At 63.9% G+C, this 16,915-nt stretch carries 10 protein-coding genes; 4 read left to right on the plus strand and 6 right to left on the minus strand.

The features are described 5' to 3' along the window. Positions 1 to 280: 280 nt before the first annotated feature. The 3 genes from ABLG96_RS01105 (at position 281) to ABLG96_RS01115 (ending at position 4,648) form a co-directional block, all read left to right on the plus strand. The gene (locus ABLG96_RS01105) at positions 281 to 2,725 is read left to right on the plus strand and encodes an AAA family ATPase (protein ID WP_353649594.1); all 2,445 of its coding nucleotides are present in this window, start codon (positions 281 to 283) and stop codon (positions 2,723 to 2,725) included. After that, positions 2,722 to 3,156 (plus strand): hypothetical protein, encoded by a 435-nt coding sequence (locus ABLG96_RS01110; RefSeq protein WP_353649595.1) that lies wholly within the window; start codon positions 2,722 to 2,724, stop codon positions 3,154 to 3,156. The genes ABLG96_RS01105 and ABLG96_RS01110 overlap by 4 nt, the downstream gene beginning before the upstream one ends. Positions 3,157 to 3,340: 184 nt before the next feature. Continuing rightward, the gene (locus ABLG96_RS01115) at positions 3,341 to 4,648 is read left to right on the plus strand and encodes an ISL3 family transposase (RefSeq protein WP_353649596.1); all 1,308 of its coding nucleotides are present in this window, start codon (positions 3,341 to 3,343) and stop codon (positions 4,646 to 4,648) included. 7 nt (positions 4,649 to 4,655) lie between these two features. On the opposite strand, the gene ABLG96_RS01120 is transcribed toward ABLG96_RS01115, so the two are convergent. Continuing rightward, positions 4,656 to 4,931, minus strand: coding sequence for an IS3 family transposase (locus ABLG96_RS01120; RefSeq protein ID WP_353651342.1), 276 nt, complete (start codon positions 4,929 to 4,931; stop codon positions 4,656 to 4,658). 179 nt (positions 4,932 to 5,110) lie between these two features. On the opposite strand from ABLG96_RS01120, the gene ABLG96_RS01125 reads away from it, so the two are divergent. After that, the gene (locus ABLG96_RS01125; protein ID WP_353651343.1) at positions 5,111 to 6,493 is read left to right on the plus strand and encodes an IS1380 family transposase; all 1,383 of its coding nucleotides are present in this window, start codon (positions 5,111 to 5,113) and stop codon (positions 6,491 to 6,493) included. Between the two features lie 379 nt (positions 6,494 to 6,872). Here ABLG96_RS01125 and ABLG96_RS01130 read toward each other — a convergent pair whose 3' ends face one another. From ABLG96_RS01130 to ABLG96_RS01150, 5 genes are all read right to left on the minus strand, one after another. Beyond that, on the minus strand, positions 6,873 to 8,096 hold the full coding sequence (locus tag ABLG96_RS01130; RefSeq protein WP_353648212.1) for an IS4 family transposase: 1,224 nt from the start codon (positions 8,094 to 8,096) through the stop codon (positions 6,873 to 6,875). Between the two features lie 135 nt (positions 8,097 to 8,231). After that, complete coding sequence (locus tag ABLG96_RS01135; protein WP_353649597.1) at positions 8,232 to 10,676, minus strand: AAA family ATPase; 2,445 nt, start codon at positions 10,674 to 10,676, stop codon at positions 8,232 to 8,234. A 187-nt stretch (positions 10,677 to 10,863) separates the two neighbouring features. Further along, positions 10,864 to 13,323 (minus strand): DEAD/DEAH box helicase family protein, encoded by a 2,460-nt coding sequence (locus ABLG96_RS01140; protein ID WP_353649598.1) that lies wholly within the window; start codon positions 13,321 to 13,323, stop codon positions 10,864 to 10,866. Continuing rightward, positions 13,320 to 15,290, minus strand: a complete 1,971-nt coding sequence (locus tag ABLG96_RS01145; protein WP_353649599.1) for a site-specific DNA-methyltransferase — start codon at positions 15,288 to 15,290, stop codon at positions 13,320 to 13,322. Before ABLG96_RS01145 ends, ABLG96_RS01140 begins: the two co-directional genes overlap by 4 nt. 127 nt (positions 15,291 to 15,417) lie before the next feature. Next, positions 15,418 to 16,671, minus strand: coding sequence for an IS701 family transposase (locus ABLG96_RS01150; RefSeq protein WP_353651344.1), 1,254 nt, complete (start codon positions 16,669 to 16,671; stop codon positions 15,418 to 15,420). Positions 16,672 to 16,915 lie beyond the last annotated feature (244 nt).

Raw genomic sequence — 16,915 nt, forward strand, 5'->3', positions numbered from 1 at the left:
TCGGGGGTAAGACGCCGACGGGAGGGCAATGGCCGCACGAGGACTCCTCCCCGTACACGCCGAGAGCTTGGCCGAGAGATCAGGCGCTGCAGACAGATCCGACAGGCGCTTGGCCGAGATAGTCGTCTGCGCCGGGCTTCGCTACTGAGGTGTCGGGCGGACCAGTTTGCTTGTACCCCAGTGCAATGGTGACAGCCTTCCCGACGGTGGAGCCGAGTCTTCGGGTGCGGCATGATCTGAGGCAAGACGCGCACGGTGGCGCGATGGGGGCGGGGGATGCATGGCTGACGATCAGCTCAAGAACTTGGTCATTGACCGAGCACTGAACGACGGGTCGCTGAGCGAGGAAGCGCAGCTCGTGGTGCTCGCCGCGATGGAGAGCGACGCCGATCTGGAGTCCGCGCTGTCCGCAGACGCGACGCCGCCGGAGGTGCGCGAGCGCATCCTGACCCCGGTTACGCCGCAGGTTGAAGCGACGGGCACGTTCCTGCGGTCGATCACCGTCCAAGGATTCCGGGGCATCGGCAGCAAGGTGAAGATCGACCTGCCCGCCAAGCCCGGTCTGGTGGTGATCGCCGGCCGCAACGGCTCCGGCAAATCGTCGCTGGCCGAGGCCCTGGAGATAGCGTTGACCGGCGTCAACTCCCGCTGGGAAGGCATGACCGAGGCCGAGCGCAAGCTGTGGGCGGGCAAGTGGCGAAACCTGCACGCCGACGTTCAGCCGGAGGTGCGGATCTGTGTCACCGAGGAGGGGCAGGGGATCACCACCCTCGGGGTCGACTGGCCCACCGAGACCGATGCTCCCGTCGGTACCGGCAAGCGGTGGGCGCAGCGGCACGGGGCCAAACAGGAACCCTTCGACGCGTTGGGGTGGGAGCGCGCCCTCGAGCTGTACCGCCCGCTGCTGTCCTACGACGAGCTCGGCAGCATCCTCGAGGGCTCACCGAAGGACTTCTACGACCAGCTGTTCCGGTTGCTCGGCCTCGAGCAGCTCACGGAGGGGATCAACCGGCTCGATGCCGCGGTCCGCCGGCTGAAGGAGCCGGCCAGCTCCCTCCCCACTCTGAAGAAGGCCGCCAAGGCTGCGCTCGAGGCGGTCGGTGAACCGGACGCGCTGGCGCTGGCGAAGGAGGTCAACCGTCACCAGCCACCCATCGAGCTGGTGCGGCCGTACGTCGTCGGGGGTGTCAGCCAGTCCATCCCGCAGGCGTGGTCCCGGGCCGCCGAACTGGTGGTTCCCGACGAGCCGGACGTCGCAGCGGCAGCGAACGAGCTGCGCGCCGCCGCAGCTGACGCCTTCCATCAGTCGGATGCCGAGCAAGTGCTGGCCGCCGACCGGTTGACGCTCTTGGAGCAGGCGCTGGCCTTTCACGACGAACACGGCGACGCCGCCTGCCCGGTGTGCGGCACCGGCTCGGTCGACGCGGCATGGGCGACCGAGGCGTCGACCCAGGTCGCCGCGAGTCGCGCAGCATCCTCCGCGCTCAGCAATGCCCGCTCGCGCCTCCAGGCGGCCCGATCGCGAGTCAAGGCCCTGATCGCCGCGGTGCCCTCCGTTCCGGACGACGACCAGCTGGACAGCGCTGCCGCCACCTCTGCGCGAGCGGGGCTGGGGGATGTGCCGCCCGATGGTGATCTGTCGCTCGCAGATCACCTGGAGCGGGCGATGGCGGCTGTGCGCACCGCGTTCCACGACCTCGCTGTGCACGCTCAGGAGCTGATCGCCTCGCACCAGAACGCCTGGGAGCCAGCCATTGCGGTGCTGGCGCAGTGGCTGGCCGCGGCTGAGCTGTTTGTCAATACCGAGGCGCCGCGCAAGATTGCGACGGATGCTCAGAAGTGGTTGGCGGACAATGCCGATCAGCTCCGTAACGAGCGCCTGGCGCCGATGGCGGATCAGTCCGCTCAGATCTGGTCGGTGCTGCGACAGGAGAGCAACGTCGGCCTCGGCGCCATCCGCCTGACCGGCAAGGGGAACTACCGCAAGGTCGAACTGATGGCAGCAGTGGACGGCACGGCGGCCGAGGCGTTCAGCGTGATGAGCCAGGGAGAGCTGCATGCGTTGGCACTGGCCGTGTTCCTGCCGCGCGCCGCCGCGCAGGCGAGTCCGTTCCGGTTCGTAGTGCTGGACGACCCGATCCAGGCGATGGACCCGTCCAAGATCGACGGGTTCCTGGAGGTCATGAACCGGATCGGGCAGACCCATCAGGTGATCGTTCTGACCCACGACGACCGGCTGCCCGCTGCCATCCGTCGCCGCAACGTGGATGCGCGGATGTTCGAGGTGACCCGCGGATCGCAGTCGGCGGTGACGGTCACCGAGGCCAGCCGGCCCGCCTTGCGTTGCCTGCAGGAAGGCTGGGCGGTGGTGAAGGACCAGCAAGTCCCGGTCGAGATTAAGAACCGCACCATCCCGACGCTGTGCCGGGAAGCGTTCGAGGACACGGCGTGGGAAGTGTTCGCCGGTCGCGCCCTGAGCGCCGGCTGGACCCTGTCGGCGGTCGAGGCGGCCTGGGAGGATGCCCAGACAGCGAGGAACCGGCTGGCATTGGCGCTGCATCTGGACGTGGCAGCAGAGCTGAAACCCTGGCTGCACGGTCATCGGGCGCAGACGATGCACGTGATCAACAGTGGCCTGCACGACGGGGTGAGCCCCGGCGCCGCGGAGAACGCGCTGGAGTCCACGAAGAAGACCCTCGCGGACCTACGGGCGGCCCTGGGATGAGTGATGCCGGACTGGCCGCGCTGAGGTTGCTGGTGTTGGCCGAGCAGATCCTCGACGGCACCGTGGATCTCGGTTCGCGCGGTCCTCGGGTTGCCGCCGTGATGACGAGGTCTGCGTTCGAGGACTGGACGACTTGGATGACGGCGTTGTGGTGCCCGGTGCAGATTCCCGGACGTCCCACCCAGCGATCCAAGCTGGTGGTGCTCCGGGCGCTACAGCCACCGGAGGTCGGTGCGAGCGCCGCACGGGTGTGGAACGATCTGTCACGCGCCTGCCATCGTCATGCCTACGAGCTGCAGCCGTCGGCAGCTGAAGTGCAAGGTCTGCACGCGGCCACGGTCGCTCTGATGACGCAATCCGTTGCTCGCCCCGGGCTGACTGGAGCGCCGAGTCAGGTCGAGAGGTTCGTCGACCTGGTGTGGACGGCCTGAGCCCGCCGCTTGCGCGAGAGACCATTGTCGATGCTGAGCCAATACTGACCCCCTAATGCGGCTCTTCGCAATCGAGGGTGTAGGTCCTGACTGACCTGCCATGCTGGGGGGTGGCTGCAGGTGGGTGTCGAGGTCTTCGCATGATGGAGGTTCTCTACGCCGCCCAGCAAGGAAGACCTCGACGATGCCCGACTCTACTTTCACGACCCCTGATGTGACCACGTTCGCCCGCCTGGACGGGCTCGGCCTGCGTGTGGTGGGCCAGTTCATCGAACCCGACCGGGCGGTGTTGGAATGCCGGGTCACCGCGGATGACCGAACCTGCCGACGGTGCTGTGGTCTAGGAGTGTTGCGGGACAGTGTGAGTCGCCGGTTGGCGCATGAGCCGATGGGTTGGCGCCCGACGGTGCTGATGGTCTGGGTGCGGCGTTACCGCTGCGAGGGGTGCGGCCATGTGTGGCGGCAGGACACCTCTGCCGCGGCGGAGCCCCGGGCCCGGCTGTCGCGTGGCGGGCTGCGCTGGGCGTTGGAAGGGCTGGTGTGCCAGCACCTCACCGTCGCCAGGATCGCCGAGGCGCTGGCGGTGTCGTGGAACACCGCAAACGACGCAGTCCTGGCCGAAGGGAAACGGGTCCTGCTCGATGATCCCCACCGCCTGGACGGGGTGGAGGTGATCGGCGTCGATGAGCACGTGTGGCGGCACACCCGCAAGGGCGACAAGTACGTGACGGTGATCATCGATCTGACCCCGATCAGGGACAAGACGGGTCCGGCGCGCCTGTTGGACATGGTCGAAGGCCGGTCCAAAGCTGCGTTCACGACCTGGCTGCAGCAGCGGGATCCGCTGTGGCGCAGCCGCTTGCAGGTCGTAGCGATGGACGGCTTCACCGGGTTCAAGACCGCCACCACCGAGGAACTACCTGATGCGGTCGCGGTGATGGACCCCTTCCACGTCGTGCGCCTCGCCGGCCAGGCCCTGGATGAGTGCCGCCGGCGGGTGCACACCGATCTGCACGGCCGACGAGGCCGCCGCGACGACCCGCTGTATCGGGCCAGGCGGACGTTGCACACCGGAACGGATCTGCTCACCGACCGGCAACGCACCCGACTGACAGCTCTGTTCGCCATCGAGGATCACGTCGAGGTCGAGGCGACCTGGGGCATCTACCAGCGCCTGGTCGGCGCCTACCGCATCACCGATCGCAAGGCCGGTGCAGTCGAACTGAAGACCGTGATCTCCTCCCTCGCCGAGGGTGTCCCGAAAGCTCTGATCGAGCTGCGGCGACTGGGCCGGACCCTGGTCAAGCGAGCCGCGGATGTCCTGGCGTACTTCGACCGGCCCGGGACGAGCAACGGACCAACTGAGGCGATCAACGGCAGGCTCGAGCACCTGCGCGGGTCAGCCCTCGGCTTCCGAAACGTCACCCACTACATCGCCAGATCCTTGCTCGAGTCCGGTGGATTCAGACCCCGCCTACACCGCGGATTGTGATGAGCCCCTAATGCTGAGCGCGGCGGTCGGCGTGGACGATGGTTCCGGGTTCCGGGTTCGGGGTATCAGCGATCAACCTGCGTTGCACCAGGTCGTCGCGTGTGGCGGTTTCCGGTCGGTTCCAGCCCCGTTCGAGGCGGTGGCTGATCCCTGCCAGCCGTGCGGCGCCCACCAGCTTGGCGACGCGTTTGCGGCTGCACCCGACACCCATGCCCAGCCTCAGTTCCGCGTGGATACGCGGCGCACCATAGGAATCGCGGGACATGACGTGAACCTCGGCGATCGTCTCCTACAGCTGCACTTCAGCGACGGTTCTGGCCGACGGCGGCCGCAATACCTAGCCTCGTGCTTTCATCGCGGGGTTCTTGAGGGTGTGTGTCGGTGAAGCAGAAAGGTGCTCTGACCTGCAAGGATGGTCTTGTCTAGGGACCGTCCGTGCTGAAGATCAGGAGCACCTTTCTGGTGTCGAACTCTACCTCGTTGTATCCGCGGGTCCGTGTTGATCAGTCCGCGTCGGGTGTGGTGTCCCATGCCGGTTCGGTGTTGTTGACCGCGACGGCGGCACGGATCGGTCTGGACCGGGCGATGTCGCAGGTGTTGGCGCCGTGGCGGCCGCGGTTGGCGGTGCATGATCCGGGGAAAGTAGTGCTGGATCTGGCCATCGCGGTGGCGGTGGGCGGTGACTGTCTGGCCGACATCGCGTTATTGCGGGCCGAGCCGGGCCTGTTCGGGTCGGTCGCGTCGGATCCGACGGTGTCCCGCACCATCGACCGACTCGCAGCCGACGCGGACAACGTTCTCGCCGCGATCGGCGCTGCGACGGCTGTGGTGCGGCAACAGGTGTGGGCGCTGCGCGGTCAGGGGTCCCCGATCCACGAGGTGTCCGCGGAGCGTCCGGTGATCATCGATCTGGACGCGACGTTGGTGACCGCTCATTCTGACAAGGAACTCGCGGCGCCGACCCACAAGAAGGGGTTCGGGTTCCATCCGTTGCTGGCGTTCATCGATCACGGGCCCGGCGGGACCGGTGAAGCCGCCGCCGGTGTGTTGCGGGCCGGGAACGCCGGTGCGAACACCGCAGCCGATCACCTCATTGTGATCCGGCAAGCGTTGAAGCAGCTTCCTTTCGGTGCCCGGCCTGGCCGGAAGGTGTTGATCCGCACCGACGGCGCCGGCGGTACCCACGAGGTGCTGGACTGGCTGACCCGCCGCCGGTTGCAGTACTCGATCGGGTTCGCTCTGAACACCCGTCACGAGGCGAAGATCCGGGCCCTGCCCGAAGCGGCCTGGACACCGGCCTACGACGCCGGCGGTGTCCAGCGGGACGGCGCCTGGGTCACCGACGTGACCGGCGTCCTGGACCTGACCGGCTGGCCACCCGGGATGCGGGTGATCGTGCGGGCCGAACGCCCACACCCCGGTGCGCAACTACGCTTCACCGACCTCGACGGGAACCGACTCACCGCGTTCGCGACCAACACCAGCAGCGGTCAACTCGCCGACCTCGAACTACGCCACCGCCGCCGGGCCCGCTGCGAAGACCGCATCCGCAACGCGAAGGACACCGGTCTGCGGAATTTCCCGCTCCACGACTTCACCCAGAACCGCATCTGGTTGGCGATCGCCCTGCTCGCCGGGCAGCTCACCGCGTGGCTGCAGCTACTGGCCCTGCACGGCACGAAAGCCGCTGTGTGGGAACCGAAACGACTGCGACTCAGGCTGTTCGCGACCGCCGGCCGCCTTGCCCGACACGCCCACCGAACCTGCCTACGCCTACCCGCCCACGCGCCCTGGGCGCACCTGATCACCACAGCGATCAACCAGCTACACCCCGCGCCGACCTGACCCACCCAACCCACCCCGAACCCGCGACGATCAGCAACACCCCTGGGCCAGTGGAACCCCACGCCACCGCGCGACACGCGGCCCGAACCCCTACCCAGCAACACATCCGGAGGCGCAAAATGGTCCACAGACCCCGATCAGCCCGAGCCGGCCGCCCGACGAAAGATCGAGGCTAGGCGCAATACCGTTCAGTTAGTGTGGGCTGGTGGTGTAGATCGGCGAGTGTGTGGGCTGTGGCCACCGGGTGTGGTGGCCGCGTTTGACGTGCCACTTCACGTACTTGCGCTTGATGACTCGTGGGTTCGCTCGCTTGCGCCGGCCGGGGTTGAGGCGGCCGGTGAGCCGGTGTAGGAAGGTCAGCCAGCTGCGGTGGCAGGCGTCAGGGTCGCGAGGGGGAAAAGTCGCCCTGGTGGGCGATGGACTGGCGGGTGATCCGGAGCGCGGCAACGAAACTGACCCGGTCCGGGTCGTGACCGGCGTGCGCGGCGGCGTCGGTCATCAGGGATCGGATCGCGTAGTGGCAGCACAGGTGGCCCCAGATCTCCTGGAGGACCAGATCGGGCGACTTCGAGCGCAGCACGGTGCGGGGTCCGCGTTGGTGGGTCTTGAGTTCGTCGAACGCGACTTCGATCTCCCACCGCTGGGTGTAGGCCGCGGCGAGGTCGACTGCGGTGACCTCGTCCGGATCGAGCATCGTGGTGAACAGCCGGTACCCGGTGGGATTGTCTCGTCCGTCGTCGATGGTGTAGTCGATGACACGGACCTTCATGGGCTCTGCGCGGCGTGCCGCGGCGGAGTGTGTCTGTTGCAGGTGGGCCAGCCAGGAACCGTCCGGGAGGTCCTGCAGGTGTACGGGTTTCGGCCCAGCCTTGTCCGTTCGCACCCGCCACAACAAGTCAGCTCCCGTAGCGGACGCGGTGCGCCACAACGCATAGGAGAAGAACCCGCGATCTGCGGTGAGTAGCATCCCCTTCTCCAGCCGGTTCAGCAGCGGCACGGTCAGCGCGGCCTCGGACTCGGCGTACACCCCGACGTTCGCCGCGAATATCGCGTGGGTGCCGCACTCGGCCAGCGCGAGGACCCTGGCCATCGGAAAGGCCGCCTGCTCACCCTTGTTCACCCCCGCCCTACCGAAGTAGTCGGCATTCACCGGCGTATCGGCCACGTCCAGGCAGGTGCCGTCGATGGCCACCAGCCGCCGCCCTGCCAGCCACACCCCCGGCATCGCCTCAGTACCCAGCGGCACAGCGACCCGCTCGAACAGCGCCGCCAACGGCTCCGACCCCAACCGGGCCCGCGCCTGGAAGATCGCGGACTTGCTCGGCGGCTTGAACCTCTGCTGCCAGCCCGACACCCAGGACAGGCCATCAGTGAGCTGCGCCAGCACATCCTCATAGGAACCCTCGGAATACAACGCCATCCCGATCGAGAAGTAAGCCATCACCCGCGCCGGCAACGATCTGTGACGCTGCTCTGTCCGCCCCGCCGCAGCCACCACCTCATCAACCAAATCCGGCGGGAACACCCGAGTCAACACCCCAACCGACACCAGATCCGACAACCGACGATCCGACTCCGGCTTCACCCACCCAGCACGCGGCATACCGCCACCCTACAACAACCGCAACCTTAACTGAACGGTATTGAGGCTAGGCGTGGAAACCTCAGCGGGACACCTGCAACACGCGGCAGGCCACCGCGGCCGGAACTGGCCCCCGGGGCGCTCCGTTTGCGACACCTACTTCTTTCGCAAGTTGAGGTTGTAGGCCCCGCACGGACACCGCAAGGCGGTCTCGTTACCAGGCGGACCGTCTACCTCGATCCACGCGCCACAGGCGGCATTGGGGCAGGTGAACAGGCCGAGGAACTGCCTGCAGGCATCTACGACGGGTTCAAAGTCGGCCCTGCTCATCGTTGCCCAGTCGTTGTTGTGGACAAGCTTGTTGATGGCCCAGTTCTCTCCGTCCTGCTCCGAAATAGACTCGGCCCGTTGCGCTTTCATCGCCTCTACCTGTGCTTTAACGGAGTCGTTGTTCCATGAGTTGGCCGAAGCAGCAGCCTTCTTAAGGAGTTCGCCATGACGACCCTTCACTGCCGAGAAGAACGCGTTTAGGTCGTAGCTGTTGTCCGGGCGGAAGACCACCTGCCCTTGTAGGCCGGCTGCAATGTCTGACAGCTCGGCCTCTAAGTTGCGGCGGAGCTTGTGGGCAGCGCCGGGAACGTTATCGATCGCGAGGTCGGCCTCGATCTGAGACCAGATATCCGTGCCTTTCCCAAAGACCGGCCCGCCATCCACAGTCCAGCCATGCAAACGGGCCAACGAACGACGACCGACCAGACCCGAGGACTGCATCTGCCTCGCCCAGACCTCATCGTGAGTGGTGATGATGAACTGAACGTCAGGAAAAAAGTCCTTGAGGAGCTTGCAGAAATTTCGTCTGTGGTTGGCATCGACGGAGGTCACCACGTCGTCGAGAACAGCAAGGCGGAAGTTAGACCTGAGAAGCTGGTCAATCAAGGCGAGGTAGAGGCAGACACCCATTCCGTCTTGGTGACCCTCGCTATGGTATGCCATTGGTGGAAACATGCCGAGGCCATAGAAGTCCACCTCGAGTCCCAACTTGCCCGCAGTCGGTGCCAAGCCCGCCTTGAAGGTGGACTCGTCGTCAGAGTTGATCTGCCGGTAGTAGTTGCTGAAGTCGTCTTCCACCGACTTGTAGAGGGCCGTGAGCGCTGCGTCTGCCACCTCGTTAAACGTTTCGTAGACGGTCTGCGCCGTCTTGTTCGCGGACGCCGCCTTCGTTCTTCTCGCGCGGCCCTGGCGCACGCGCTTCCAACGCTCTTGTGCAACGGTGAGGAACGACTCCGCAGCTTTCGTAGCGGTCTGGTCGGGCAACGCCTCAACGGCTGCCTGCAGGTCTGGTAGACCCGTGGCTACGGCGGCTGGGACCGAGAGTATGTCCCCTGTGAGCCGGTCCAACTGGCAACGGGCGGTATCAACAGACCCGAGTTGCGTTTCAAGCATAGTGAGGTCTGTACCCCACGAACCAAGGTCCGTGTGCAACGTGTTCCTGTGAAGGGTGGCAGCATGCGGCTGGGAGGCTTGAATCAGGCCCCGCACTGTTTTGAGCTCGGTGGTCAGCATGTCGGTGGCGGAGCGCATGGCGCGTTGCAGGTCGGCCGCCGCCTGGGAACGCACCAGCTTAGCGCTCAAGTGATCCCGCAGGGAATTTTCACCCTGCCAGCTTTGATCGCAGAGCGGACAGGTGCTCTCAGTGAGAAGCAGGCCAATCTCGACCAGTTGGCGGTGCCGCAGGGCGTCGAGGATGCCTGGGTCATCTTCCAGCTTACGAAGCGCGTCCACCAGTTCTTTGGCAGCACTAGTTAGAGTGTCGGACTGTGAGGTCGCCTCTCTCAAGGCTGTCACATCACGCAACGCCGACACCCTATTGAAGGAGATGCCGTCACCGCTCGCCAGGCCTTCTTTCAAGTTCGTCTGCTCGGTGATGATCGCCAATGGATCGAGGCCCAACAGCTCGCGGTGCCTGTTGACCACATCGGTCATTTCCGGTGCCAGCAGTGTGGTCAGGTCGAGGTGGCGACGCATGGCGTCTTCTGCGCCGCTGACCTCGCTCGCGGCCTCCGAGGCAGACCTGCTGGTTTGGGTGAGGGCGGTACGAAGCAGTCGCCTAGTCTCGTCAACGCGGTCAAGCTTGAGGAGTGCTTGAACCTCTTGCGCCCGTTTTCCCGGTTCAGCGTTGACGTACTTCATTACCTCGCGACGGGCGAGGGTTACCTCGGGGTGCTGTGCCGCCCACGCGACTGCGTCTTCGAGTTCCGGCGTAGAGGGCATCAAAACGTACTGGTCCGCTGTCCTCACACATCGGGTGAGAACGGCCTCTTGGCCGCTCGGCACGTGGACGATTGTCAGGCTGACGCGCGCAGCGTCGGGATTATCTCGTTGGTGCACGTGCGGGCCGTGCCTCAACACGCTCAGGCCACCGGTGCCAGCTCCCGTCAACCGTGCAACATTGCCCGTCAAGGCAAAATCGATGGCATCGACAACGCCGCTCTTACCGGAGCCGTTAGGCCCGAAGACGACAAACGATTGCTGGTTCAGGTTAAGGTCGAGCTCGCGGATTCCACGGAACTCTTGGATGCGGATTGCCTTGATCTGGATCACGCTAGCGCCTCCCCGGACTCCGCCTGGAACAGGTCAACCAAGGCCTGCGGCTTGGGCAATGGGTGGCCCGACAGCATCTCGGACAGCCGACCCGCAACACTACCCGGCACTTCGTGATTGCTCCTGAGTTGTGCCACGAAGGTTTCGATAACTTCTTGTTCAGGACCAGGCATCTGCCTACCCCCGCTCACGCGCGATCGCCCTCGATCAGATCCAGCCAACGCCCGTAAGCTTGCTTGATCATGGTCTCGGTGGCGAACAGGTAACGCCACTGCCCGTGGGTACCGACGTCGTTCACTTTCGCTACCCATGCCTTAGCCGCGCGACTCTTAGCCACAACGCTCTCGTCGTTAGCATCGTCGTCAGCCTTTCCCTCAATGAGCCAATGGAGCCCATTGGAGTCGATGGCGATGAAGTCCGCGAAGTACCTGCCCCCGTCCCACTCGATCCAGACCGGACCGTTGGAGTAGATGCGCAGCCACCACTTGATCTGCGAGGAGGAGTCGAGCATGCGGGACAGAGTGAACTCGGTCGTTTTGGCGTCAAAGTTCGCCACCGGCTCAATGCTCTTCTGCCAGCCCTCGTAATGCATCCCCTTCGCGAAATCAGCCCACTTGCTGAGCCGCGGCGACGGCATTGGCCGAGACGGAGGGAAAACAGGCACTTCGACGACGTTGAATTCCCAAGTAGGGGTAGTCGCCCGCAATTGGTAGGCCTTCACGATCATGGACTCAATGGCCCGTGTCGCAAGCGCCGTGCGCTTCACACTCCACTGCGCGTGCTCATCGCTGGTGACGCCTGCCCCGTTGAGGAACCAACCCATGACCTCACCGGCGGCCTGGTCTTCTGTCAGCGTCGACTCGACCACCCCCAGCGCGAGCACCTTGTCTTCGAGCTGCTTCTTGACGACAGACCAAGTGAGATTCTCCACGTATGCCCGCTCCTCCTCGAGGAAACGCTCACCAACCACAACCTCGCCGCCGGCTCCTCTCTCTGCGTCGAGGGCCACGCGCTTCATGTACACCGATTCATCTGACAAATACTTAGCACCGAGGTCGCGGGCCTGTTGCTCCGTGACCAACTTGAGCGAGAACTTCGTCGGAACGGCCTGGCGCTCGAGGCGAGGGAACAGGATCCGAGGCGCACCAGGCACCGGCGCAACCAAGGTCATAGTGGCCGCGGCTCCCTTCTCCTGCTGGCCCACCGTGGTGTTGTACTCCTGCATAAGCAATAGGACGGCGGGGTCGATTGACTCGCCCACGTGCTGGTTGTCGAAGACGAACGTGAGGCCTGTCTGCGGAGTCCCGTCATCTGTTGCAGGGGCTGGCTGCTCATCGCCGCCTTGACTATCGTCTGTTGCGATGGGCTTGGCTGTCGGGGTGGTCTTGAGTTCCGATGCCGCGCTAGCGCGCTCCTCAAGCACCTGTTCCAGCAGGGCCTTCTTGCTGGCGAGCAACTGTCGGTAGGACTCATGGGCAACGATGTCCACAGTGTCCACGGCCTCAATGGAAGTGCGCTCACCGAAGGGCAGACGTAGGCCACGGCCAAGGACTTGCTCCGTGAGGGTGGCGGACAGCAGGGGGCGGAAGCTTACGATGACGCCGATGTTTCGTACATCCCAGCCCTCCTTCAGCTTGTCCACACTGACCACCGCACGGACTGGCGAGGTGGCGTCCTCCACAGCCTTTAACGCGCGGAGCGCTTGATCGCTCGACCCGCCCGTGATGAGGAGGACCTGACCTGACTCTGTGAGGAAGTCAGACCGGAGCGTCTCTGCCACCTGCTCTGCCTTCTTGACCTCCTCGCAAACGATGAATAGGACGGGTACAACGACGGACTTGTTTAGTGCGTGTGAGTAGGCGCGCCACGCTGCCTCCTTCACGTCACGCAGGTGACATGCATCCGCCAGCTGGGAGCGTGTGTCCTTCGTGCCGTCCTCGCGGTACACAATTACGGGGATTTTCACCAGGCCATCTGCAATGGCCTCAGCGAGGCTGTAGCGGAATATGACCTTTCCCGCCGAAACATCCTGCTTATTCGGCGTGGCAGTGAGCCCCACGATGGCACGGGCGCCGAGGTCACGGATGGTGCCTCCGTACTTCTCGGCATCCCCGGAGTAAACGTGGTGCTCATCCGCGACGACAACGAGGTCGCCCAGCCCCTGCAGGTGGGTATACAGCGCGTCGCCCATGCTCTCGTTTAGATCGTGCATCTTGCGTCGCATGTCGTCACTGGGCTTTAGTAACGTCTGCACCTTAAAGACAAACAACTTCAACTTCATGGGGTCGTTCATATCTTCCACACGCTGCTTAAAGTTCTCAGCGGTAATCACGACCGGCTCCCAGGCGGCGCCGTCGATGTACTTCCGTGTGCCGGGTGTGAAGTTGGCGATTGTCTTTTCGTAGATGACATCCAGCGGCACGATCATGACCACGTTCCGCACGCCGGCCTCGGCCAAATACTCCAGGAGGCCAGCGGCGAGATAGGTCTTGCCTACGCCAGTAGCAAGGTCACAAATGAACTCCCGACCGTTTCCTTCTTGTAGGTTATCGGCCACCTTGTGAAGGGCTCGCCGGTTGGGGTCTCGCAGGTCGAGGCGAGCCGCGATGGCCTCTACGAGCTGTGGGTCGTACGTCACCCAGGTCATCGGATCACCTTCGATTTGCGGTGGAGGTCCGCCGGGACCTTGAGAATGCGGGAGCCAGGTCGCTGGTCTGCCAAGAGGCGTTGCGCCTCGGGATGCACGGCTAGACCCGCGACGGTCACTGTCTCACCCTCGGCGAGTAGGCTAACTACGTACGCGATCTGCGGTGCGTCTACAAGTCCCTCGACTACCACTAGCAGGTCACGATTCCTTGCGGCCGTCACGCCTCGACGCTTTGGAGTAAGCGTATAGCCGATCTGAGCAGCCACGTAGGCAGGCAGAGCCTCGATGTTCTCTCGTAGGAACACGCGCCCGTTTAGCTCGATGGCCTTCGCTGGTTCCACGTCAAGCACGCGAAAACCGCCTCCACCTTCCCAGAGTTGTGTCCTGCGGTCACGGGTCCTTGTTGCCCGATTGAGTTGATCTTGAACGGTCTTCCTGACATTAACGTCTTTGACAGTCAACTTGCTCATGAGTCGTCGGAACTGCGCAGCTTCCTCTTCCTTGAGGCCACTGTCGTCACCTGCAGCTTTCAAGGCGGCGAGCATTTCCTTCGGGAGATCAACAACGAGATCAAGCGGACCCGTGGCAACCGAGTGATCGTCCAGCGCATCCGCGAAGACGGGTACATCTTTGGCGCCTGTTTGGACATCGGAGGGGTCTGCGGGCTCCAAGACCCTTCTCAGCACGGCCTGGAAGTCCTTGGCTTCCTCAGATGATACGCCCGCGGGGAGATCGACACCATCAGCAGGCACCCGCTCCTTAACCCATGTAATTCCGCCTTCGTCCGTGCCAGCTACCACCTTGGATAGCCTTGGAAGTATATAGTCGCTAACGGTGGACGCCATGGTCTCAACTGTCACCCAGCGGCGGCCCATCTTGTGGGCCACCGCAGCCGTTGTCCCCGAGCCGCCGAAGCAGTCAATGACGATATCGCCGGGCGCAGTGGCCATCTGTAGTACCCGCTGCATGAACCGCTCGGGTTTCGGTGTAGCAAAGGACGGAAGGTCCGGAAAGAGATAACGCATCTCATTCTTCGAGGTTCGATTGCTTCCTACATCCTTCTGGCGCCAGAGAGTGCGAGGTGTCAATCCTTCTACCTCAGACAGATAGCGCTTGATGCTGGGGCGGGCGGTCTGGTCAGGTCCCCAAAAGATCCTGTCGTCCCTTTCGAGTTCCCAAAACTTCTCCTCGCTGATCCGCCAAAAACGACCTTTTGGTGGACGGAAGGTGCGCCCAGACGGGCCAGTGATAGCGTAAAGGCCACGACTGTAAGTCTTGTTTGCAAACGGGTCGCCGGGATACCAACTTCCACGCGGATCGCCATCCGGGTTGGTGTAGATTACGTCGAATGCCGCACTGCGAGGCAGTCGATTTGGCCGCCAAACTGCCTTGTCCTTAGCGTAAACAAGAACCACATCCTGATCCTTGCTCAAGAATGAAGCGCTATTGTTGGGAGAATCCGCCTTTTCCCAAACCACCTCAGCGACGAAATTCTTGATGCCGAACTCCTCATCGAGAACCATTCGCGCACGATGGACTTCCGCATCATCCAGGTGTACCCAAATTGAGCCATTGGCCGCCAATAACTCTCGCAGAAGCCTCACTCGATCCCTAAACATTGCGAGCCACACTGAGTGATCGAAGTTGTCGTCATAAAACTCGCCGAATATCTGCTCGGTGTTGAAAGGCGGATCAATGTAGGCCAACTTCACTTGGCCGGCGTACTCGCGCCTGTACTCGGCGATTGACCGAAGTGAGTGCAGTGCGTCGTAAGCGTCGCCTTGAATGACCAAGTTGGCGGTCTCGTCCGCTACTACTGCCCCGACGCTAGTTCGCTCGCGCAAAAGACGAACCTCGGTCACTCTGGTGTCGTCGCGCTCGACCCACTCGTAGCCTCCTCCAGCGAGCGGCAGAAGCGCTTTATCCTTGTTGAACCAGCTCAGAGCCAGTCGCTGCTGCTGTCCCACCTAGTGCACCCCTACGCTGCGCCTACGACGGACGTTCCGACGTATCGACCAGGATATCCCGGAGCGCCGACGACGGGGGTACGACCGACCGTGCTACCGCAGGTTACTTCGAGACACCCGTCTAGTACTACAGCCGTAGATCGATCTTGTAGTGCTCTGATCTGCGGCGATAGTGGTGGTATCGGGCGGTGGCTTGGTGTTTCCGTCGCCAGATTGACCAGTGCAGGACGTGCTCGCGGGTCGCGATCGCTCCGACTGTGAGGGTGTCGAAGAGTTTTCGCAGCTCGTTCAGGGTGAGATCGATCAGTCCGGTTGGTGCGGGTTGGCGGTCTTTCTCGGCAGCGGTGGTGACGGCAAGGAACGCCATCGCGAGCATCGCCAGGGTGCTCCAGCGGTGCCAGGAACACCACCGCCGGACCTGGTGTTCATCGAGTCCGGCTTGCCCTTTGGCGGTCTGGAACGATTCTTCGATCTTCCATCGTTGCCCTGCGACCCGGACCAGGGTGGCCAGCGGGACCGGTCGCGGTGAGTGACAGCGGTGGTAGGCCATCTCGTCGGTGGAATCGTTGCGGTGCAGCAGCAACCAGTGCAGGCCAGGCTGATCACCGGGTATCCGGATGAGCGCCCACGAGTAGAACCGCGGACCCTTGGTTCCCGCGCCGGCTGACATCTTCTGCCACGACTGCGCGGGCAGCGTCCCGGTCAACGCATCAGCGCGGACAGCTCCGCCCTGGGTCGGTACCCGGTGATCACACGCGACGGCCAGCACGTAGCCCATGGCTGTGTCGGTGAGCGCTGCACGAAGTTTGGAGTCGTTGCCGTACACCTCGTCGCCGGCGACGAACCGCGCCGGGACGCCAGCCTTTACTGCCGACAGGATCATCTGCAGGGCCAGTGCCGGTTTGGTCGCGAACCCGACACCATCCGGGACACCGGCGCTGGCCATCCGGACGGGGTCATCGGTCCAGGACCTGGGCAGATACAGCGCCCGATCGATCAACGCATGCCCGCGAGGGGCCGCGTAGGTCAGGTACACCGCGACCTGAGCGTTCTCGATCCGGCCTGCAGTTCCGGTGTACTGCCGCTGCGCGCCGACCGTGTGCACGCCCTTCTTCACATCGCCGGTTTCATCAACGATCAGGACACCGTCCGGGTCACCGAACTCCTCAACCACATAGTGGCGCAGATCATCGCGGACCGCGTCAGCATCCCACTTCGCACGGGAAAGCAAGTGCTGCAACCCATCCGGGGAAACATCACCTCGATGCTCAGCGATCGTCCAACAGTTCTTCCGGTCCAGACCGGACAACAACCCGAGCATCAACGCACCAGCATGCCGGGCCGACTCGTACCGCGCGAACCGCGGCCGGACGCGGTCCAACAGCGCGCCGAACCCGTCCCACCACCGGTCAGGCTCTATCCTGTGAGCCGCGGCCAGCGCGACGTTCTTGTTTGTCTTCACAACCAACCATGATCACGCGCTGGCCGCCCCGACCTGCGACAACACGCCCAAAACCTCGATCTACGGCTGTAGTACTAGGGGCCCCGGTGCTCGTCCACCCAGGACAGGTGTACTCGCTGGTAGCCAGGTCAAGCCGCCTCGGTGCCTGTGCTCCGTCACCCTG

This window comes from Nakamurella sp. A5-74 (assembly GCF_040438885.1).
Classification (GTDB): domain Bacteria; phylum Actinomycetota; class Actinomycetes; order Mycobacteriales; family Nakamurellaceae; genus Nakamurella.